We start from the raw sequence: 19270 nt of genomic DNA, 5'->3' as shown, positions 1-19270 counted from the left end.
CTATATTTGATTTGAAAAAAAGCAAATGTAATGATTTTTTATTTTGATGTTAACAGTTGTTAAGAACATTTGGACAAAAATACTCAAACAAAAGGCTTTACTCCTTATAAAAAGGGATTTCTACATAGCTGTCGTTGTACCATTTTACTTCCAGTGGCTCCCCGGAATCCTTTATCGTTTCATCACTTACATCTTTCCCCGATCCATAATTGATCTGCCAGTTAGGATTCTTATTAACACCGACGAGTAGAAGCAGTTTGCTTCCTTTTTCAATCTTTTTACTTATGAAATATAAATTGTTTTTAATCAGGTTTGTAAAAATGAATGCTAAAGTATCTTAAATTTCATGTATTGGTGTGTTTATGGTATGTTTTTGGCTGCTGTTGAAAAAGTATCAAATTAAAATAAGTTTTTGATAACTGTTTATTAAAATTGTTTACATTTTATCAGATGAAAGTAGTAAAATTGAATATGTGACGGTGAGAAAAAGTGTCATTGTTATAAAATTGTTATTTACAATCTTTAAATCTGTTAAAACTTGCTTAAACAATAAGTTTTTAATATTTTCGTTAACTTATTTAGACTAATTTTCTTATATCAAGAAGAATGAAATCAAAAAAAATACTTTTAGCGGCTGCAGTATTGTATTTCGGAATCTCCGATGCTCAACAGTCCCAATATTTTACCCAGAAAGAAAATTACAGGTTCAATCTAGCCGAAAATCTTTACCAGACCAAAATATATAATGCCTCGCAATTTGAATATGCGAGACAATATTTTTATAATCAGAACTTATCAAGATCCAGAAAAGAGGCTGCGCAGTTTTTCGATAATATAATAGGAGTAATCCTTCAGAAAAATCATGCTGAAGAAGGATTGACTGCTTTTATGAAGGAATATCCTAATTCTGCATACTTTGCACAGGCCAATCTTCCTTTGGCGGATTATTATTTGGCTAAAAAAGATTTTGAAAAGGCTCTGGAAACATTGAAGAAAGTAAATCAGTATCAACTTTCGAAAGAAGAAAATACGCAGTATATTTTAAAGCTAGGATATGCTAAATTTATGTTGGGAGACTCTAAAGGGGCAACAGATGCCCTGGAAGAAGCTTATAAAACAGCGGATGAATCTCAAAAAGGCGATATTGCTTATATGTTGGGACATCTGTACTATTCAAACAGACAGAATGATAAGGCATTCCAGTATTTTGATTCCGTAAAAGACCAATCGAAATATTCTAAACTGGTACGTCCGTATTATGTTCAGATGTATTATAATGATAAGGATTATGATAAGGCAATTACCGAAGGTAATGCTTTGCTGAATGAAGATATTTCTGATTCTTATAAAGCAGAGGTTCATAAGATCATTGGGGAAAGCTATTTTATGAAAAGCGATTATGACTCGGCTTATCCACATTTAAAAGAGTATTTGAGTGTTCAGCAGAATCCATCTGAAAATGATCTGTATGAAATGGGATTTGTTGCGGCTCAGCTTAAAAAATATGATGAAGCTGTTTCTTATTATAACCAGTTATTGAACAGTAATTCTGCGTTGGCCCAAAATGCATATTATCAGCTCGGAAATGCTTATTTGGCCGTTGATAAAAAACAGGAAGCACTTTCAGCATTCCGTTCATCTTACCAGATGAACTATGATCCGAAGGTGAAAAAACTAGCGCATGAGCAATATGCAAAACTGAGTTACGATATCGGTAATCCGTTTGAAAGCCCTTCTGCAGTTATTCAGAATTACATCAACGAAAATCAAAATGCAGGAAATGTATCGGAAATGAGATCACTTCTGGTGAAATCTTATCTGTATTCCGGGAATTTTAAAGAAACCCTGAATGCAATAGACAAACTGCAGAGTTCATCTCCCGATATAGATAAAGTAGATCAGGAAGTTTCTTATTTATTAGGAACAGAAGAGTTTAACAAAGGAAATTATGACGAAGCTGAAAAATATCTATTGAGAAGTCTGGAATTTGACATCAATAAAGAATTTCACAGCAGAGCTTTATATTGGTTAGGTCAGGTTTATTATCAGAAAGGAAATTATCCGTCTGCCATTGTTCGTTATGAAAAATTACTGAACGAAAGCTTCCCGGAAAAGCAGCAATTACCTTACGATTTAGGATATGCTTATTTTAAATCTAAAAAGTTTGATCAGGCGGCAACCTATTTTAAACAATATTTGACGAATCCGAAACCTGAATTTAAAAATGATGCAGAACTTCGTTTAGCGGATATTCATTATGCAAATAATGACCTGAATGAGGCGATTGCCATTTATGATAAAAATGAAGACGCTACAGATTATACCTTATACCAAAAAGCAATGGCTTTAGGATTTAAAGGAGATACTCAGGCGAAAATTACCAATTTAAATAGCCTTTTATCGAAATATCCGGGTTCTGAATACTATGACGATGCTCAATATGAAATCGGAACGGCTTATGCAGCCCAGGATGATTTTAATAATTCAAATGACTTCTTTAATAAAGTAATTAAAACTTCGTCTGACAAAGACCTGGTAGCTAATGCTTCCATTTACAGAGCACAAAATTATATTGATCTTAACCAGAATGATAAAGCATTATCAGAATTGAAATCTTTGGGCGAACAATATAAAAATACGCCTTATGCAGAGAAAATCGTTCAGGCTGCAAAACCGATTTTTACGAAGAACGGTGATGTTGCTGGATATGAAAATTTTGCAAAAAACATTGGTATCAATGTAGATGCAGCGGAAATTGATGAAATCAACCTGTCTACAGCAAAACAGTATTTCACGAAGAAAGATTATAAGAATGCCATTTCTTATTACGAGAAATATTTAACACAAAACCCAACAGGAGAGGGACTTTACCAGGCGAAATATGAATTGGGGGAAAGTTATTATCAAACCAATAATACAACAAAAGCATTGCTTGTTTTACAGGAAGTAGCGAATGTTCAGAATGATTATCAGGATGATGCACAAACCCGTTTAGCACAGATTTATGTGACACAGGGTGATACTCAAGAGGCTAAGAAATATCTGGAAAATATTAAGAATTCATCAAACGTAAGCATTAAAAACTATGCGAATGTAGAACTGATGAAAATTTATGCGGATGAAAAGAATTTCTCTCAGGCTGAAAAATTAGCAGATGCAGTCATTGCAAATACCAAAAACTCAGCAGCTGTTATTGAAACTGCAAAAGTGATTAAAGCAAGAAGTTTGATGAATTCAGGAAAAGACAAGGATGCACAGGCAGCTTATACTTCTCTTGAAAAATCGTCGAACACTTCTGTTGCGGCAGAATCACTTTATGCAAAAGCTTTCTATCAGAATAAAGGAAAGGCTTTCAAATCTTCTAATGAAACCATCTTTAAGCTTGCTAATAACTATGCTTCGGAAGAGTATTGGGGAGCAAAAGCATTGGTATTGATGGCGAAAAACTATCTGGGATTAAAAGACAATTATCAGGCAAGTTATACATGTGATCAGATTATTGAAAACTATAAAGATTTCCCTGAGATTGTAGCCGAAGCTAAAGAAGTTAAAAAACAGATTAAAAAGTAAAAGTGTACTAATGTATTAACGTAAAATGTATTTATATAACTGAAAATCATGAATACTTTTTACACAAATACTTAAATACAAAAAATAATGAACAGAAAAATTCAATTATTATCCATCATATTTTTAGGGTTTTCGTCCGTGGCGTTTTCCCAGATCAAAGAAGAAAAACTGATTCTTAATAAAAAAAGAGAACCGGAAGTAAAGAAGATCGAAAAAAAGAAAACCTCTGTGGAAACGATTAAAAATTATCCGCCGGAAGAGAAATCCCAGAATCCTGTAAAATATACCATTACAGATGTTCCTGCGGTCTCCGATTTCAAAACTTCAACCATTCAGGGAGCAGATGTAACCCCAAAATTTGACGGAACAGCCCAGAATAACTATATCCAGTTCGGAATGGGCAATTTCGGGAAAATTTTAGGTGATGCCAACATTTCTAAAACATTAGAAAATAAAATCGAAGTAGGAGCAGATGCACATTTCCTTTCTACTCAGGGATTGAAAAAAGAATATGCTTGGGATTCTAAACAAAGTGCTACAACGTTGGGAGCTTTTCTTAATTCTTATGGAGACAAAGGAAAATTCAATTTAAATGCAGAATATAATCTGAACAGTTATAATTACTACGGAATCTATGCATTAGAACCTGGGGATGTAGATTTGGATCAGCGGGTAAATCAGTTTAAAGTAAATGGATACTACGATTTCTATTCTAATGAAATATTAAATGATATCAGAGTAAAATCGTCTTTCTTAAAAGACCATTTTGATGCACAGGAAAATCAGGTTTCCGTTTTGGCTAATCTTTCCAAGCATGCTGTGGAGATCGGAAAATCCGGGATTAATCTGAATGCTGATTTAGGAGTAGGTTTAGAAGCTGTGAAGAGTGAATTTGCAATAAGGGATAAGAACTCAGCTAATTTTTTCAATACCAATTTAGCTCCGAAAGTAACATTCAGAAAAGGAGATTCTTATTTAATGTTGGGTTCTTCATTTGAGTTTTTGAATGCGAAAAATTCAAACGATCTGATGGCTGAACAGCTGAAAAATAATAAAACATACTGGTTTCCTCAAGCGGAATTTCAATATGCTGCCATCAACGGATTTAAATTCTATGGTGGAGTTGACGGAGGTTTAAAACTGAATACCTACGCAGATTTATTACAGCAAAATCCGTTCATTGTTTCAGACCAGTATTTGAGACCTACAGAAACAAAATACCATTTCTATGTAGGTTTAAGAGGAGATATCGACGAGACTTTCAAATACGATGTTTCTGCAGGATATGGAAAAATGAGAGACATTATGTTCTTCAAAGCAAATAGTTTATTCGATAATGACTATACTTTAAACCGTTCTGCTTATAACTTCGCGAATACATTCTCGGCAGTGTATGATGACGGAAATGTAAGTGATATCAAAGGTAGCTTACAGTACTTTCCATTGGCTAATTTAGTATTGGATGCTGAAGCTAAATTCACAAAGTTTGACTTGAAAAACTACTCGGATATCTATAATGTTCCTTTATTAACGGCAACGATTGGGGCAAAATATACGATGCTTGATCAAAAATTATTACTAGGTTTCAAAGGTATTTTTGCAAGCGACAGAACCACGAATTCATTTATGCTTGAGGGAGTTGGAAGTCCGATGATGTATCAGTCTACGGAAAGCACCAATGATAAAGTAGGTGGGTATGCAGATTTAAATCTTTCGGCAGAGTATAAAATTCACAAAAATTTCAGTATTTTCGCACTCGGAAATAACCTTCTAAGCTCAAAATACCAGACCTACAAAGGATATAAAGTTCTTGGTGCTCAGATTTTGGGTGGGGTGAAGATTACATTCTAAACAATTTTTATAAATGATAATAGATGGATGATTATCATATCAGCTATTATCATTTATAAAATGGCTCCGTAGTTCAACTGGATAGAATAACGGATTTCGGCTCCGTCGGTTGGGGGTTCGAATCCCTCCGGGGTCACTTTTTAATCAAGAGAGAACTTGTAAATATTTACAAGTTTTCTTTTTTGTTTTATCCTTGAAGTTTATAATAGAAATCCCCAAACCAAAAGTTCAGGGATTTACATTCAATTAATTTATAAACTTAATTATTGAATGAGTTTACTAATATTTTTTTTAATAAGAAACTCTTATCAGAATTTAAGCAGGATCAATCACTAAATAAGTAGCGTTTGCTGAAGGAATATAAAACCAAAATGCTTGGGTAACAGTTCCTATAACAGTAGGCGAGCTGCTCCATCCGCAATTCGGAAATGCAGAAGGATCGCCCATATTGAAGTCTACTGTATCATAGACTGTATTACCTGTAACGGGATCCATGGTTTGGTACCAGCAAAATTGCCACCGAGTAAGTGACGAAACGGTCGTTAGCAGGCCTGAAGGAACTGTTACATTCGTTGGACTGCCTGTTGGAGATAACCTCACAGACCAACCTGTAGCATACGGCAGTGAGTCATTGAAATTATTGATAACATCACTTGTTAAGGCCGGAAAATTCATACTGGTTATTACAGAGGGCAGACAATTGGCGGTGTTACCTGCTTCAACACGCATAGCAAGATCATAACTTGAATTGTTAAAAATGTTTAAGCTTCCTTGTGCAAATGCCATTGAAGAAAGAAGTATCGATGATATAATTAAAGTTTTTTTCATAGCTTTTAAAGTTGGGTTACAAAATAATGTTTGATCACTCATACAAATCAAAATGTCTGAAGGAGTGGTGTAAAGATTTAATTATTATTGCAGTACAAAATAGGTTTGTCCACCAGCAACAAACCAAAATGCCTCAAAAGGATATGGTGTTGTAGAAGTTGGCGTTAAAGTGCTGATCAAAGGAGCGCCACAGCTTAGCGTACCTATAGAAGCGCCGCTGTAGTATAGTGGAGCACCACTTGGGTCAGACACATAAAATTTATTCATCATCCAGTCTGTACTGGCTCCCAATGCGATAAGCAATGGAGAGGTACTGGGCTGCGTGCTGCCATTATTAGGCGCAAGTATTACATCCCAGCTATTAATACCAGGATTTTGAAGCTGGCTGTTGTAATAGCCTGTATAGCTTACAGCACCTAAAGGAGGTACCGGAATTGGGTAATTAGTTCCACTAATTGATGGGTAACAATTATTAGTTTGATCTGCACCAACTAAATAATTGATTAAATTATAATTAGTATAATTAAATATGTTAATCGTTTTCTGAGCATATATTTGTAATGTGCTCATGGCAAAAAGTGAGAGAAATATTTTTTTCATGACTTAAAAAATTTTAATTCTCTGCCTTTTGCTTAGCTTTTATGGCGTTCAGCTTAGAAAAATACAGCTCGGTAGCCTTTACAATTACTTGTTCTTTTTCTACTCTGCTGCTGTTTTCGCTTAGGTTATTATTGCCATTTTTACCTGTAAGTTTTAATGAAGCATTGAAAAGAATATTGAGTGCTCTGTCATTCAATTGAGCGCCCAATCGAGCTTTCTCCTCCGGGGTTGAAAGATTCTCTGGTTTCATGATGTCTTTCAGTGCTTTGTCAAAAGAAGACATTTCTGTTGATTTCATATCCTCGATTGAAGCTAAAGATGTTCTTTCTGTTGAACATGAAATAACTGCACAGAAAATGCTGGCAATAATTGCCGATAGAAAAGTTTTTTTCATAATTATTAATATTTAAAAATGTATTTAGTGTTGCGAATATAATAAATATTTCACTTTATTGTGTTTAATTTTGAAAAAAAAGCAAAATATTTTTATGTATGTGCATAATAGATCGATCGTAATGATGATTTGTCTTATTTTTATCAGGATATCATGAAAGAGCAGGATGCCAGGAGCAGGTAAAATATATACTTTTATTTTGTTAATTAGTTTAATTAAAATAAATTCAGGTTTTACTGAAAGATTATGAAATTTCAAAATATATCAAAGTTTTTCTTTACTTCATGCTTACTTTTTTTCTTTTCGATAAAAGTAAAAAGTCAGGACAAATTCCCGGACGGAACAGCCATTCCGAAATGGTTCAAAGAAAACAAACCAACAGACATCAATAAATTAGGCAAGAAATATATTATCACAGATTTTGGGGTGAAGAATGACAGTACAATTCTTCAGACCAAACAAGTTCAAAATATTATAGATGAAGCTTCAAAAAACGGAGGAGTAATTGTCGTACCGAAAGGAACCTTCCTCATCAGTTCACTTTTCTTTAAACAAGGGACGCATTTACATTTAGAAACCGGAGCAAAATTAAAAGGAAGCGATGATATCAACGATTTTCCTGTGGTGACAACGAGAATGGAAGGTCAAACCGTAAAATATTTTCCGGCTTTAATTAATGCAGACGGATTAGACGGTTTCACCATTTCAGGAAAAGGAACGCTTGACGGAAATGGCTTGAGATTCTGGAAATCATTCTGGAAAAGAAGAGAATGGAATCCTAAATGTACGAATATGGATGAAATGAGACCACGCATCATCTACGTTTCCAATTCAAAAAATATTCAGATTGAAGGAATTACGGTGAAAAACTCGCCATTCTGGAGTACACATTATTACAAGTCTCAATTTGTAAAATTATTAAACTTAACGATTTTAGCGCCTAAAGCTCCTGTAAAAGCACCAAGTACAGACGCCATTGATATCGATGCCTGTTCAAATTTCCTGGTGAAAAACTGTTATATGTCGGTGAATGACGATGCGATTGCTTTAAAAGGAGGGAAAGGTCCAAAAGCAGATGTTGACCCGAATAATGGCGAAAATAGAAACATTATCATCGAAGACAATACTTTCGGATTCTGCCATTCTGCGCTCACTTGCGGAAGCGAATCGATTCACAACTACAACATCATTTTCAGAAATTCTACCGTGAAAGATGCTTCAAGATTGTTGCACCTGAAAATGCGTCCCGATACACCTCAGCATTACGAATACATCACTTTAGATAACATTAAAGGAAACGTAAAAACTTTCATTTACGCAAAAGGTTGGAATCAGTTTTTTGATTTGAAAGGCGAAGCAAGACCGAGAAAAGGATTGGCAAATAATATTACCATCAAAAATATAGATTTAAGTTGCGAGACAGCGTTTTCAATTGAAAAATCTGATTTGTTTGATTTAAAAGATTTCACTTTTGAGAATTTAAAAATCAAAGCTTTAAAACCCGAAATGGAAAATTTGAGTAACATTCAAAATTTGAAGCAAACCAAAGTCAATGTGACGAAAGTAGCTACTCTTACGCAATCTTACGATAAAAAAGACGACTCCGACATCGCCGCAAAATAATGAGTTTTTCTTTCAAAATATTAGCTCTGTTATGTGTCTGTTCACAGTTTTTGTTTTCTCAGTCTAAAGAAATCCAATTCTTAACTGGGAAAGATGCTGAACACACCAAAGAATGGGATTTTTGGATAAACTCCGGTAGAAAATCGGGAAGCTGGAGCAAAATCAATGTGCCTTCACATTGGGAACAGCAAGGTTTCGGTTCCTATAATTACGGTAGGGATTATGTGACGTATGGTAAAAATTTCAAGTTTCACGACGAAATTGGTTTGTACAAACACAAATTCACCGTTCCCAATTCGTGGAAAGGAAAAACCGTCAACATCGTTTTTGAAGGTTCAATGACCGACACCGAAGTGAAAATCAACGGAAAATCAGCGGGAGCAATTCATCAGGGTGCTTTTTATGAATTCAAATATGATATTTCAGATAAAATTCAATTCGGAAAAGAGAATATTTTGGAAGTAAAAGTTTCCAAAATGTCGGCTGATAAATCCGTCAACAATGCAGAACGTCTCGCAGATTACTGGATTTTAGGTGGAATTTTCAGACCGGTTTATTTGGAAGCCATTCCAAAAGAACATATTTCTTGGACGGCGATTGAAGCCAAAGCAGACGGAACTTTTCGTTCAAATATTTATGTAAATGAAATCAATTCTGCCAACAATATAAAAGTACAATTATTTGATGTTAAGAATAATTTGGTTGTCGAATCTCAGGTTCAGATTCAGAAAGGAGATACTTTAAAACAGATTCATTTTTCCGTTAAAAATCCAAAACTTTGGACGGCCGAAACACCGAATTTATACAAAGCTAAATTCACTTTAAATAAAAACAAAAAAACAATCAGTCAAACCGAAGAAAAATTCGGTTTCCGAACGATTGAAATCCGCAAAGGTGACGGAATTTTCATCAACGGAACAAAAGTGAAAATGAAAGGCATCAACCGTCACGTTTGGTGGCCGGAAACGGGTAGAGCAGTTACAGAAAACATAGATTTAATGGATGTTCAGCTCGTCAAAGAAATGAATATGAATGCCGTTCGTTGTTCTCATTATCCGCCGAATAAATCATTTCTGAAAATTTGCGATTCGCTCGGTTTATACGTTTTGGATGAATTGGCGGGTTGGCAAAAAAAATACAGCACAGAAGCCGGAAAAAAGTTGGTGAAAGAAATGGTGACGAGAGATGCCAATCATCCTTCAATTATTTTCTGGAGCAACGGAAACGAAGGCGGACATAATTTTGATTTGGATGCAGAATTTGCAAAATACGACTTGTCGAATCGTTCCGTCATTCACGCACATCACAAACCTGGAAACGCTTTCAACGGAATCGACTGCAATCATTACGAAGATTATTACAGTACAAAAAACATTCTTGAAGGCGAAAATATTTATATGCCGACCGAGTTTTTACACGCACAAGACGACGGCGGTGGCGGAACTTCTCTCGCCGATTATTGGGAACTGCACTGGAATTCCAAAAAAGGAGCGGGAGGTTTTTTATGGGCATTTGTAGATGAAGGTTTGGTACGAACGGATTTCAATAATCAGATTGATGTCAATTCGATTAACGCTCCCGATGGAGTTTTAGGACCACATCGTGAGAAAGAAGGAAGTTTTTATGCCATCCGTGAAATTTACAGTCCTATAAAAATCGATTCGAAAACCTTGCAGAATGATTTTACCGGAATCATTCCTGTGGAAAACCGTTATCATTTTACGAATTTAAAGGATTGTCAGTTTGAATGGAAATTAATTAAGTTTAAAACTCCATTTTCTTCTGAATCAGGTTTTGATATTATTAAAACAGGAAAAGCAGAATCGCCAAATATTCAACCGACAGAAAAAGGAACCATCAATTTAAATCTTCCTTCAAACTGGAAGGAAAATGAAGGTTTATTACTAACCGCAACCGATGCTTTCGGAAAAGAAATTTATACCTGGACTTGGAAATTGAATTCGAATGAGGAAATTTCGAAGCAATTTTCTAAATCTTTAATTAGAGAATTTCCGGTTTCTGTGGCAGAAAATGATGCTGAATTTATTTTAAAATCAGACGAAAAAGAATTTGCCATTGGAAAAAAAGACGGCTTATTGAAATCAGTCATTGTTGATAAGAAAGGCAAAAAAATGACCTTCAAAAACGGTCCTGTTTTCGTGAACGGAACAATGGAATTATCATCCATAAAATCTTTTGCAGAAGGACAAAATCAACTGATTAAAGTCAATTACAAAAACGGAAATAAAATCATTTGGAAGCTCAATCCGAATGGGATTTTAGAATTGAATTATGAATATTCTTTGTCGGGAGATTACCAATTTTCAGGTGTAAGTTTCGATTATCCTGAAAATTATGTCATCAATGCAAAATGGCTTGGGAAAGGCCCTTATCACGTTTGGAAAAATAGAACTGAGGGGCAGACTTACAATGTTTGGCAGAATTTGAAAAATTCAACCAGAACCGGACAATCGCCGTGGATTTATCCTGAATTTAAAGGCTATTTTGATGATGTTTCGTGGTTACAATTGGATACCGCAGAAGGCAAAATTACAATAGGAACCAAAGAGGAAAAAATGTTCGTGAGACTTTTCGATTTTTACGGAATTTACGGAGCGGAAGGTTATCCGAAATTGCCAAGCGGAAATATTTCTTTCCTAGATGCGATTCCACCGTTGGGAACTGTTCTGGCGTTTAACATTAACGATAAAACCGAATCTTTAGGATTAGAAAGCGAACCCAATCATCTGAATGGAACATTCAAAAGAACTTTGTATTTCTACTTCGGATTGCCTGATTTGGGCGATGAAAATAAACAGTTCACAATGCCAAAAGAAAATATTTTAACGGATTAATGATGAAAAAAGTATTGTCATTTTTAATACTATTTATCTGTTCATTTTATTTTGGACAACAAACCAGTTTCAAATTTGATTTTGGTGGAAATAGAGTGGAAAAGGGTTTTATTCCCATTACTTCGACTTCAAAATTTGATAGAAAGGTAGGTTACGGATTTATGGATGTTTCCGGCTTAAAATCTGTTGACAATGGCGGAAATGCTTTGACGGGAGATTTTATCACAAGTGACAAACCTTTCTATTTTTCGGTCGCAATTCCGGAAGGAAATTATGATATTCGACTGAATTTAGGCGATACAAAAGGAACTTCGGAAACAACAGTCCGTGTAGAAAACCGCCGATTGATGTTGAATGATATCAAAACAAAACAGAGCGAAATTGTTGAAAAACAAATTTCAGTTCACGTAAAAGACAGCATCATCCGAAATCAAAACGGCGAAAAAATCGGAATTGTAAAATTAAAACCAAGAGAAACAAAATATTTACATTGGGACAATTTGTTGACAATTGAATTTAATGATAACGCTCCGAAAGTGTGTTCAGTCATCATTCAACCCAACAAAACGGCGAAAACTATTTATTTAACGGGAGATTCGACGGTTGTTGATGCGCAATATGAACCGTGGGCTTCTTGGGGACAGATGTTATCGTATTTTTTCGTTCCAAACAAAGTGGTGATTGCCAATTATGCCGAAAGTGGAGAAACTTTGAAAGCCTTTGAAGACCGCCACCGAATCGATAAAATTTGGACTCAAATAAAACCCGGAGATTATCTATTCATTCAATTCGGTCACAATGACCAAAAAGCGGGAAACAGTACAAAATCAGGTTACAGAAAAAGATTAAAAGAATGGATTCAAAAAGCAAAACAATTGGGAGTAATTCCGATTTTGGTCACTTCTATGAATCGCAGAGTTTTTGATGAAAACAATAAAATTGTCAACACTTTAGACGATTTTCCTGACGCGATGCGGGAAATTGCAAAAGAAGAAAAAGTGAATTTGATTGATTTAAATGCATTAAGCAAAATATTGTTCGAAGCGATGGGACCGGAAGCGGCGAAGAAAGCATTTGTCTATTATCCCGCAAACGCTTACCCAAACCAACCGAATGTTTTGGCAGACGATACGCATTTCAATCCTTACGGAGCTTATGAGTTGGCAAAATGTGTCGTAAAATCCATCGTTGACCAAAATTTGCCTTTAAAAAAATACATTTCAAAGAATTATAAAAATTTTAACCCCAATAAACCCGATGATGTTGAAAAATTCCATTGGCCGGAATCTGTTTTTATGGAATCTTTAAAACCTGATGGAAATTAAAATTTTTGTGAGTAATAATATGCAGCTTGTCATTCTGAACGAAACAAAGTGTAGTGAAGAATCTATCTATAAACAGATTTCTCGTTCCTCGAAATGACAAACGCCTAAATCATAGGTTTGAAAAAGAAAACCAATGTTTTCAAAACTTAAGTGTTCTTTTGAAAAGTAGAATCACAAACTTAGAATAACTAGTGTGCCAAAATCTTTTGTGACTTTTGTGGTTAATTTAAAGCGTGGTTAAAATAAAAAGTAAAAAATGAAAATTAAAAATATCATAAAACTCAGTGTCATCTATTTTGCCTTCGGAAATCTTTCCGCACAGAATCCGTGGCCAAAAGCAACGAACACCGCTCAACCTTGGACGCGTTGGTGGTGGATGGGAAGCGCCGTTGACGAAAAAGGTTTAGACAAACAACTGACAACCCTTTCCAATGCTGGTTTTGGTGGAGTAGAGATTGTCCCGATTTACGGAGCAAAAGGGTTTGAGAATAAATACATCAATTACCTTTCTCCGGAATGGATGAAGATGCTGCAGTTCACAACAAATAAAGCCAAAAGTCTGAAAATGGGTGTTGATATGGCAGTCGGAACAGGTTGGCCAATTGGTGGACCACAAGTTGATGAAAATGATGCGGCAACAAAAATGATTGTTCAGACTTATTACATTCAGCCGAATGAAAAATTTTCTGAAAATATTGTTTTAAAAGACGAAAAACAGAAGAATTTAAAAACTACAAAACTTGATATTGTCACAGCTTACAACGAGAAAAATGAAGCGGTAGTTATTACAGATAAAATCAATGCAGACGGAACTTTAAATTGGAAACCAACCTCTGGAAAATGGACAATTTATGCCATTTTTGTTGGCAAAACTTTACAGAAAGTAAAACGTGCCGCTCCGGGTGGTGATGGCTATACGTTAGACCATTTTTCTCCCGACGCGACGAAAGATTATCTGAAAACTTTTGATAAAGCTTTTGGGAATTCAAACTATGGAATCCGTTCGTTTTTCAATGACAGTTATGAGGTTTACGGCGCCGACTGGACTGCCGATTTTAAAGAACAATTTAAGAAAAGAAGAGGTTACGATTTAGCTCCTTACATCAAATATTTGGTAGAGGATAGTGAAAGTGAGATGGCAGGAAGAATAAAATCGGATTATCGTGAAACCATGAGCGAACTGATTTTGCATAATTTCACAGAAAGCTTTACTAATTGGGCACATTCCAAAAACTCAAAAAATACCAATCAGGCACACGGTTCTCCGGGGAATTTGCTGGATTTATATGCTGCAGTCGATATTCCTGAATCTGAAACTTTCGGAAGTACAAAATTTGATATTGAAGGTTTAAAACGAAATCTGGAAGACATTAATACAAAGGAAGTTCCCGATATCAATATGTTGAAATTTGCTTCTTCGGCGGCAAACATTACCGGAAAACCTTTGATTTCCAATGAATCTTTTACGTGGTTGACGGAACATTTCAAAACATCTTGGTCACAAGTAAAACCTGAAGCCGAACAGATTTTTTTGTCTGGAATCAATCACATTTTTTATCACGGAACGACGTACACGCCGGCTGATGTTCAGTTTCCGGGTTGGCTGTTTTATGCTTCGACGAATTTTGTTCCTGAAAATTCCTTATGGCCAAATATTAAAGGTTTAAATTCTTACATCGAAAGAACGCAATCTGTTCTACAAAGTGGAAAATCGGACAACGAAATCCTGATGTACTGGCCAATTTACGACCAATGGGCGAGTCCGAAAGGGAAAGATATGGCGTTCAAAATTCATAATATTGAAAAATGGTTGCATCCTACCGTATTTTACGAAAACCTTGAAAAATTAGGGAAATCCGGTTATTCTCTCGATATGATTTCAGATAAAATGATTTCTGAAGCGAAGTTTGAAAATCAGAATATCCAGGTTTCTGAAAATGGTGGTTCTTACAAAGTTTTAATGATTCCTCAACTGAATTATTTCTCTGAATCAACCTTGAAAAATATTTTAAATTTGGCTCAAAACGGAGCTTCGGTGATTTTCCAAAGTGAGCCGAAAGACGTTCAGGGATTTTTTGAATTTGAAAAAAGAAGGACTGAATTACAGTCTTTATGGTCTGAAATTCCTTTTCAGCAAGACGGAAATTTAAAATCATCAACATTCGGAAAGGGAAAAATCGTTTTGAGTTCTGATGTTGAAAAAGCTTTAGAATATTTAAAAATAGAAAGAGAAAAATTAACGGATACAGGATTGAAATTCGTCAGAAGAAAGTTCGAGGGCGGAAAATATTATTACATAGTCAATCATACTTCAAAGGAAATCAATCAAAATATTCCGCTGAATTTTGTTGGAAAACAAGTTGCTTTGATGAATCCTGAAAATGGTGATTTTGGAATTGCCGAAATTCAGAATAATTCAGTCAGGGTTCAGTTAAAATCAGGAGAATCTTTAATTATAAAAGCTTCAGAAACGCCAGATAATTCAATTTCAAAATGGAAATATATTGAAAAAATAGATACTCCGATTGTTTTAAATCAACCTTGGCAACTCACTTTCAAAGAAGGTGGTCCCGAACTTCCGAAATCCAAAACTTTGAACAAACTTCAACCTTGGACGAATTTCACAGAAGATGCTTCAACGCAGAGTTTTTCGGGAACCGGAGTTTATACAACTTCATTTAAATTAAATAAAAAAGCTGACGATTTTGTACTGAAATTCGACAAATTGTATGAAAGTGCAAAAGTAATCATCAACGGTCAGGATGCCGGAATTGTCTGGAGCCTTCCGTTTGAAATCAACGTCGGAAAATATTTGAAAAAAGGAAAAAATACCATTCAGATTGAGGTTTCCAACCTGATGGCAAACAGAATCCGTTATATGGACCAGAATAAAATCCAATGGCGAAATTACCACGAAATTAATTTTGTCAACATCGATTACAAGACGTTCGATGCTTCCAACTGGAAAGTACAACCTTCAGGTTTAGATGGCGAAATTCAATTAATTCCAATTCATTATTCAAAATAAATTAAAAAATGAAACATTATTTGTTGAAAAAGTGACAAAATAATTTTATCGAAGATAAAATCTTTGCGCCTTAAAAAAGTATTTTTCTCATTAACTTGCGTCTTTGCGAAAAACCAACAAATAATTTAAAATAAATAGATATGAAGCAGAATATCGTAAAAACATTAGCATTAGGAACACTCCTCACATTCGGATTTTCCAATGCCCAAAACAAACCGAAAGTCGTCTTAGACAACTTTTTCAACAACGAAAAAAAGGAAAATAAAGAAACCAAAGTCCTTGAATCTTGGCATTACACGTGGAACGACTCTTCCAATGGCGGATTCTATTTGTTGGGCGAAATTTTCCAGAAACAAGGTGCAGAAATCAGTACTTTGACGACGGCTCCTTCCAAAAAAGACTTGAAAAACGCTAATATTTACATCATTGTTGATCCCGATATCGACAAAGAAGCGTACGGAGGAAAAGCGAATCTTATTGATGTCAATTCCATCAAAAACCTTACAGAATGGGTGAAAAAAGGCGGTGTTTTGGTTTTGATGAGCAACGACAATGGCAATTCTGAGTTTGAACATTTCAACAAATTAGCGGGAGAATTCGGGATTCATTTTAATGATGACAGTTACAACCGCGTTCAGAAAAGGGAATTTGAGCAGGGAAAAGTAATGGTTCCGGCTGGAAATGAGATTTTCTCCGAGCAAAAATTATATATGAAAGAAGTAAGTTCGATGGACGTAAAAGCTCCTGCCAAAGCCATTTTGACGGCAGAAGGCAAGAACATTGGAGCGATTGCAAAAGTTGGCAAAGGAACCGTTTTCGCATTGGGAGATCCGTGGTGCTACAACGAGTATATCGACGGCAAAAAACTTACCGAAGATTTTTCTAATTATGAAGGAACTGAAGAGTGGGTAAAGTGGTTGTTGAAGCAGGTTTCTAAAAAATAATTGAATTTATGCAATCGATTGAATTTATTATTTGGGCAGCTATGAACTTCGTTCGTAAATTTCGATAAAAGCCTTCGCTTTTTCTCATTTATGCCTTCCGCTCCCAATCTTTTTTGCAAAGAAATTTCAGTCTAAATAACTTAAAGAATACGCAAAAAAGGATTTCCGCTCAAGTCGGGCTGCGAGAGATTCAACGTTTCAGATATTATTGATAAAGTGTTTGTCATTCTGAACGAAATGAAATGTAGTGAAGAATCTCAAATAAACTAAGGAGATTCTTCCTTCGTCAGAATGACATTGTGAAAATATTAGTTTATAAAAGCATTTAGCCAAAACATAAAAATAATCAGATATTGGTATAGAATTATGAAAATCAAATATATCTTCATTACATCCGCCATTTTTCTTTCGCAAACATTCTTTGCCCAAAGACAAATGGAATACCTGAAAAGAGGAATTGTCGCAATTCCCGCCGAATCAGGCGTTTTTATAAGTTGGCGATTGTTAGGAGCGGAAGCTCAGAATACTCATTTTGATTTATATCGCACAGAAAATAATCAGACCAAAAAGCTGAACGAAAAACCTTTGCTCAACGAGACCAATTTTTTAGATAAAACCGCTGACAAAGGGAAGAATTACACTTATTTCGTAAAATCAAATACGCAACATCAGGACGTTGACCAAGATTTTGCAAAGTACACAGCGAATCAAAAATCTTATTTTTCAATTCCTTTAAAAACACCTGAAGGTTACACTCCGAATGACGCTTCAGTTGCCGATTTGGATGGCGACGGAGAATACGAAATCATCCTTCATCAAACCGGAAGATCCCACGACAACAGTCAGAAAGGAGAAACAGACCCGCCGATTATTCAGGCGTATAAAATGGATGGAACATTTTTGTGGGAAATTAATTTAGGCAAAAATATCAGGGAAGGAGCGCATTATACGCAGTTTTTGGTATATGATTTAGATCAAGATGGGAAAGCGGAAATCGTTATGAAAACCGCCGACGGAAGCAAAGACGGAAAAGGAAAATTCATTGGAGATCCAACTAAAAATTATGTCAACGAAAACGGAATGATTCTTTCCGGTCCGGAATTTCTAACGGTTTTTAATGGAGAAACAGGTGAAGAAATAAACACAGTCAATTATCAGGTTCCCAGATTTGCAGGCAGTTTAAATCCTACCAATGAAGAAATGACCGAAACTTGGGGCGATGCCAAAGGAAACCGTATCGACCGGTTTTTGGGAGCTGTTGCGTATCTCGACGGAAAAACGCCGAGTGTGATTATGTCGAGAGGCTATTACACAAGAACTGCGATTGCAGCCTGGGATTTTAAAGATAGAAAACTCAGTCTCCGTTGGCTTTTTGATACGGAAAGTTCGGAGGAAAACAAACAATACCGCGGGCAGGGGAATCATAATCTGAGCATTGCCGATGTTGATAATGACGGAAAAGATGAAATTATTTTTGGAGCGATGACGGTTGATGATGATGGAAAAGTGTTGAACAGTACAGGTTATGGTCACGGAGACGCTTTACACGTTGGAGATTTAGATCCATCCAATCCGGGATTGGAAATTTTTGATATTCAGGAGAGATTTGATGATGCAGGAGCCCATTTCAGGGATGGAAAAACGGGAAAAGTACTATGGAAATTACCTTCATTGGAATATAGTTCAAAAAGTAAGTTTCAGGGACCTGGAAGGGGGGTGTCTTTAAATATTGATCCCCGTTATGAAGGTTCGGAATGTTGGGCTGCAGGAGCCGGAGTGAAAGGTCTTTACGATGCTAAAGGAAATAAAATCGATGAAAAAAGTCCGGCCTGTAATATGGGAGCTTATTGGGACGGTGATTTTTTAAGCGAAATTTTAGACGGAACTGTTGTTTCGAAATGGGACTGGAAAAACTCGAAGTCAAATGTCATCTTTGATGCTAAAAAGTTTCAATGTGAATCGAATAACGGAACGAAGAAAAATCCGTCTTTGGTTGCCGACTTATTTGGAGACTGGCGTGAAGAAGTGATGTACAGAACCGCCGACAATCAGGAATTGAGAATTTTCAGTACGACTATTCCGACGAAACATCGATTGTATACTCTGATGCATAATCCACAGTATCGGCTGAGTATTGTCTGGCAAAATGTAGGATATAACCAACCGCCACATACGGATTATTATCTAGATGAATCGGTGAAAGAAATTCCGAAGCCAAATATTTATATAGTAAATCCCAAAAAATAAAATCA

The 19270-nt window shown here is 35.5% G+C and carries 11 protein-coding genes, 1 tRNA gene and 1 pseudogene; 9 read left to right on the top strand and 4 right to left on the bottom strand.

What is annotated here, in order from left to right; translation table 11 throughout:
* Positions 1 to 97: 97 nt before the first annotated feature.
* A pseudogene (locus MKS83_RS22290) lies at positions 98 to 298 on the bottom strand (peptidase S15); the annotation flags it as partial.
* A 308-nt stretch (positions 299 to 606) separates the two neighbouring features.
* On the opposite strand from MKS83_RS22290, the gene MKS83_RS04250 reads away from it, so the two are divergent.
* From MKS83_RS04250 to MKS83_RS04240, 3 genes are all read left to right on the top strand, one after another.
* Positions 607 to 3570: a tetratricopeptide repeat protein gene (locus MKS83_RS04250; protein ID WP_240582105.1), complete on the top strand. Its 2964-nt coding sequence runs from the start codon at positions 607 to 609 to the stop codon at positions 3568 to 3570.
* An 87-nt stretch (positions 3571 to 3657) separates the two neighbouring features.
* Positions 3658 to 5421, top strand: coding sequence for a TonB-dependent receptor (locus MKS83_RS04245; RefSeq protein ID WP_240582104.1), 1764 nt, complete (start codon positions 3658 to 3660; stop codon positions 5419 to 5421).
* Positions 5422 to 5483: 62 nt separating this feature from the next.
* A tRNA-Arg gene (locus MKS83_RS04240) sits at positions 5484 to 5557 on the top strand.
* 179 nt (positions 5558 to 5736) lie between these two features.
* Here MKS83_RS04240 and MKS83_RS04235 read toward each other — a convergent pair.
* The 3 genes from MKS83_RS04235 to MKS83_RS04225 all read right to left on the bottom strand — a co-directional run bounded on the left by MKS83_RS04235 (position 5737) and on the right by MKS83_RS04225 (position 7243).
* Complete coding sequence (locus MKS83_RS04235; RefSeq protein ID WP_100375885.1) at positions 5737 to 6249, bottom strand: hypothetical protein; 513 nt, start codon at positions 6247 to 6249, stop codon at positions 5737 to 5739.
* A gap of 84 nt (positions 6250 to 6333) precedes the next feature.
* Positions 6334 to 6849, bottom strand: a complete 516-nt coding sequence (locus MKS83_RS04230) for a hypothetical protein (RefSeq protein ID WP_240582103.1) — start codon at positions 6847 to 6849, stop codon at positions 6334 to 6336.
* A gap of 13 nt (positions 6850 to 6862) precedes the next feature.
* A complete protein-coding gene (locus MKS83_RS04225; RefSeq protein ID WP_100375883.1) occupies positions 6863 to 7243 on the bottom strand; it encodes a hypothetical protein in 381 nt (126 codons plus the stop codon).
* Positions 7244 to 7489: 246 nt separating this feature from the next.
* Here MKS83_RS04225 and MKS83_RS04220 point away from each other — a divergent pair, with 246 nt between their 5' ends.
* From MKS83_RS04220 to MKS83_RS04195, 6 genes are all read left to right on the top strand, one after another.
* Positions 7490 to 8866: a glycoside hydrolase family 28 protein gene (locus MKS83_RS04220; protein WP_240582102.1), complete on the top strand. Its 1377-nt coding sequence runs from the start codon at positions 7490 to 7492 to the stop codon at positions 8864 to 8866.
* Positions 8866 to 11721 (top strand): glycoside hydrolase family 2 protein, encoded by a 2856-nt coding sequence (locus MKS83_RS04215; RefSeq protein ID WP_240582101.1) that lies wholly within the window; start codon positions 8866 to 8868, stop codon positions 11719 to 11721. Before MKS83_RS04220 ends, MKS83_RS04215 begins: the two co-directional genes overlap by 1 nt.
* The gene (locus MKS83_RS04210; RefSeq protein WP_240582100.1) at positions 11721 to 13046 is read left to right on the top strand and encodes a rhamnogalacturonan acetylesterase; all 1326 of its coding nucleotides are present in this window, start codon (positions 11721 to 11723) and stop codon (positions 13044 to 13046) included. Before MKS83_RS04215 ends, MKS83_RS04210 begins: the two co-directional genes overlap by 1 nt.
* Before the next feature lie 256 nt (positions 13047 to 13302).
* Positions 13303 to 16074 (top strand): glycosyl hydrolase, encoded by a 2772-nt coding sequence (locus tag MKS83_RS04205; RefSeq protein ID WP_240582099.1) that lies wholly within the window; start codon positions 13303 to 13305, stop codon positions 16072 to 16074.
* 140 nt (positions 16075 to 16214) lie between these two features.
* On the top strand, positions 16215 to 17018 hold the full coding sequence (locus tag MKS83_RS04200; protein WP_240582098.1) for a DUF4350 domain-containing protein: 804 nt from the start codon (positions 16215 to 16217) through the stop codon (positions 17016 to 17018).
* Positions 17019 to 17384: 366 nt separating this feature from the next.
* Complete coding sequence (locus MKS83_RS04195) at positions 17385 to 19265, top strand: rhamnogalacturonan lyase (protein ID WP_240582097.1); 1881 nt, start codon at positions 17385 to 17387, stop codon at positions 19263 to 19265.
* The last annotated feature ends 5 nt before the right edge of the window (positions 19266 to 19270 follow it).

It is taken from the genome of Chryseobacterium sp. Y16C (genome assembly GCF_022488405.1).
GTDB lineage: Bacteria > Bacteroidota > Bacteroidia > Flavobacteriales > Weeksellaceae > Chryseobacterium > Chryseobacterium geocarposphaerae.
Note: the sequence above shows the minus strand (reverse complement) of the source record. Positions and strands in the feature narration are given on the sequence as shown.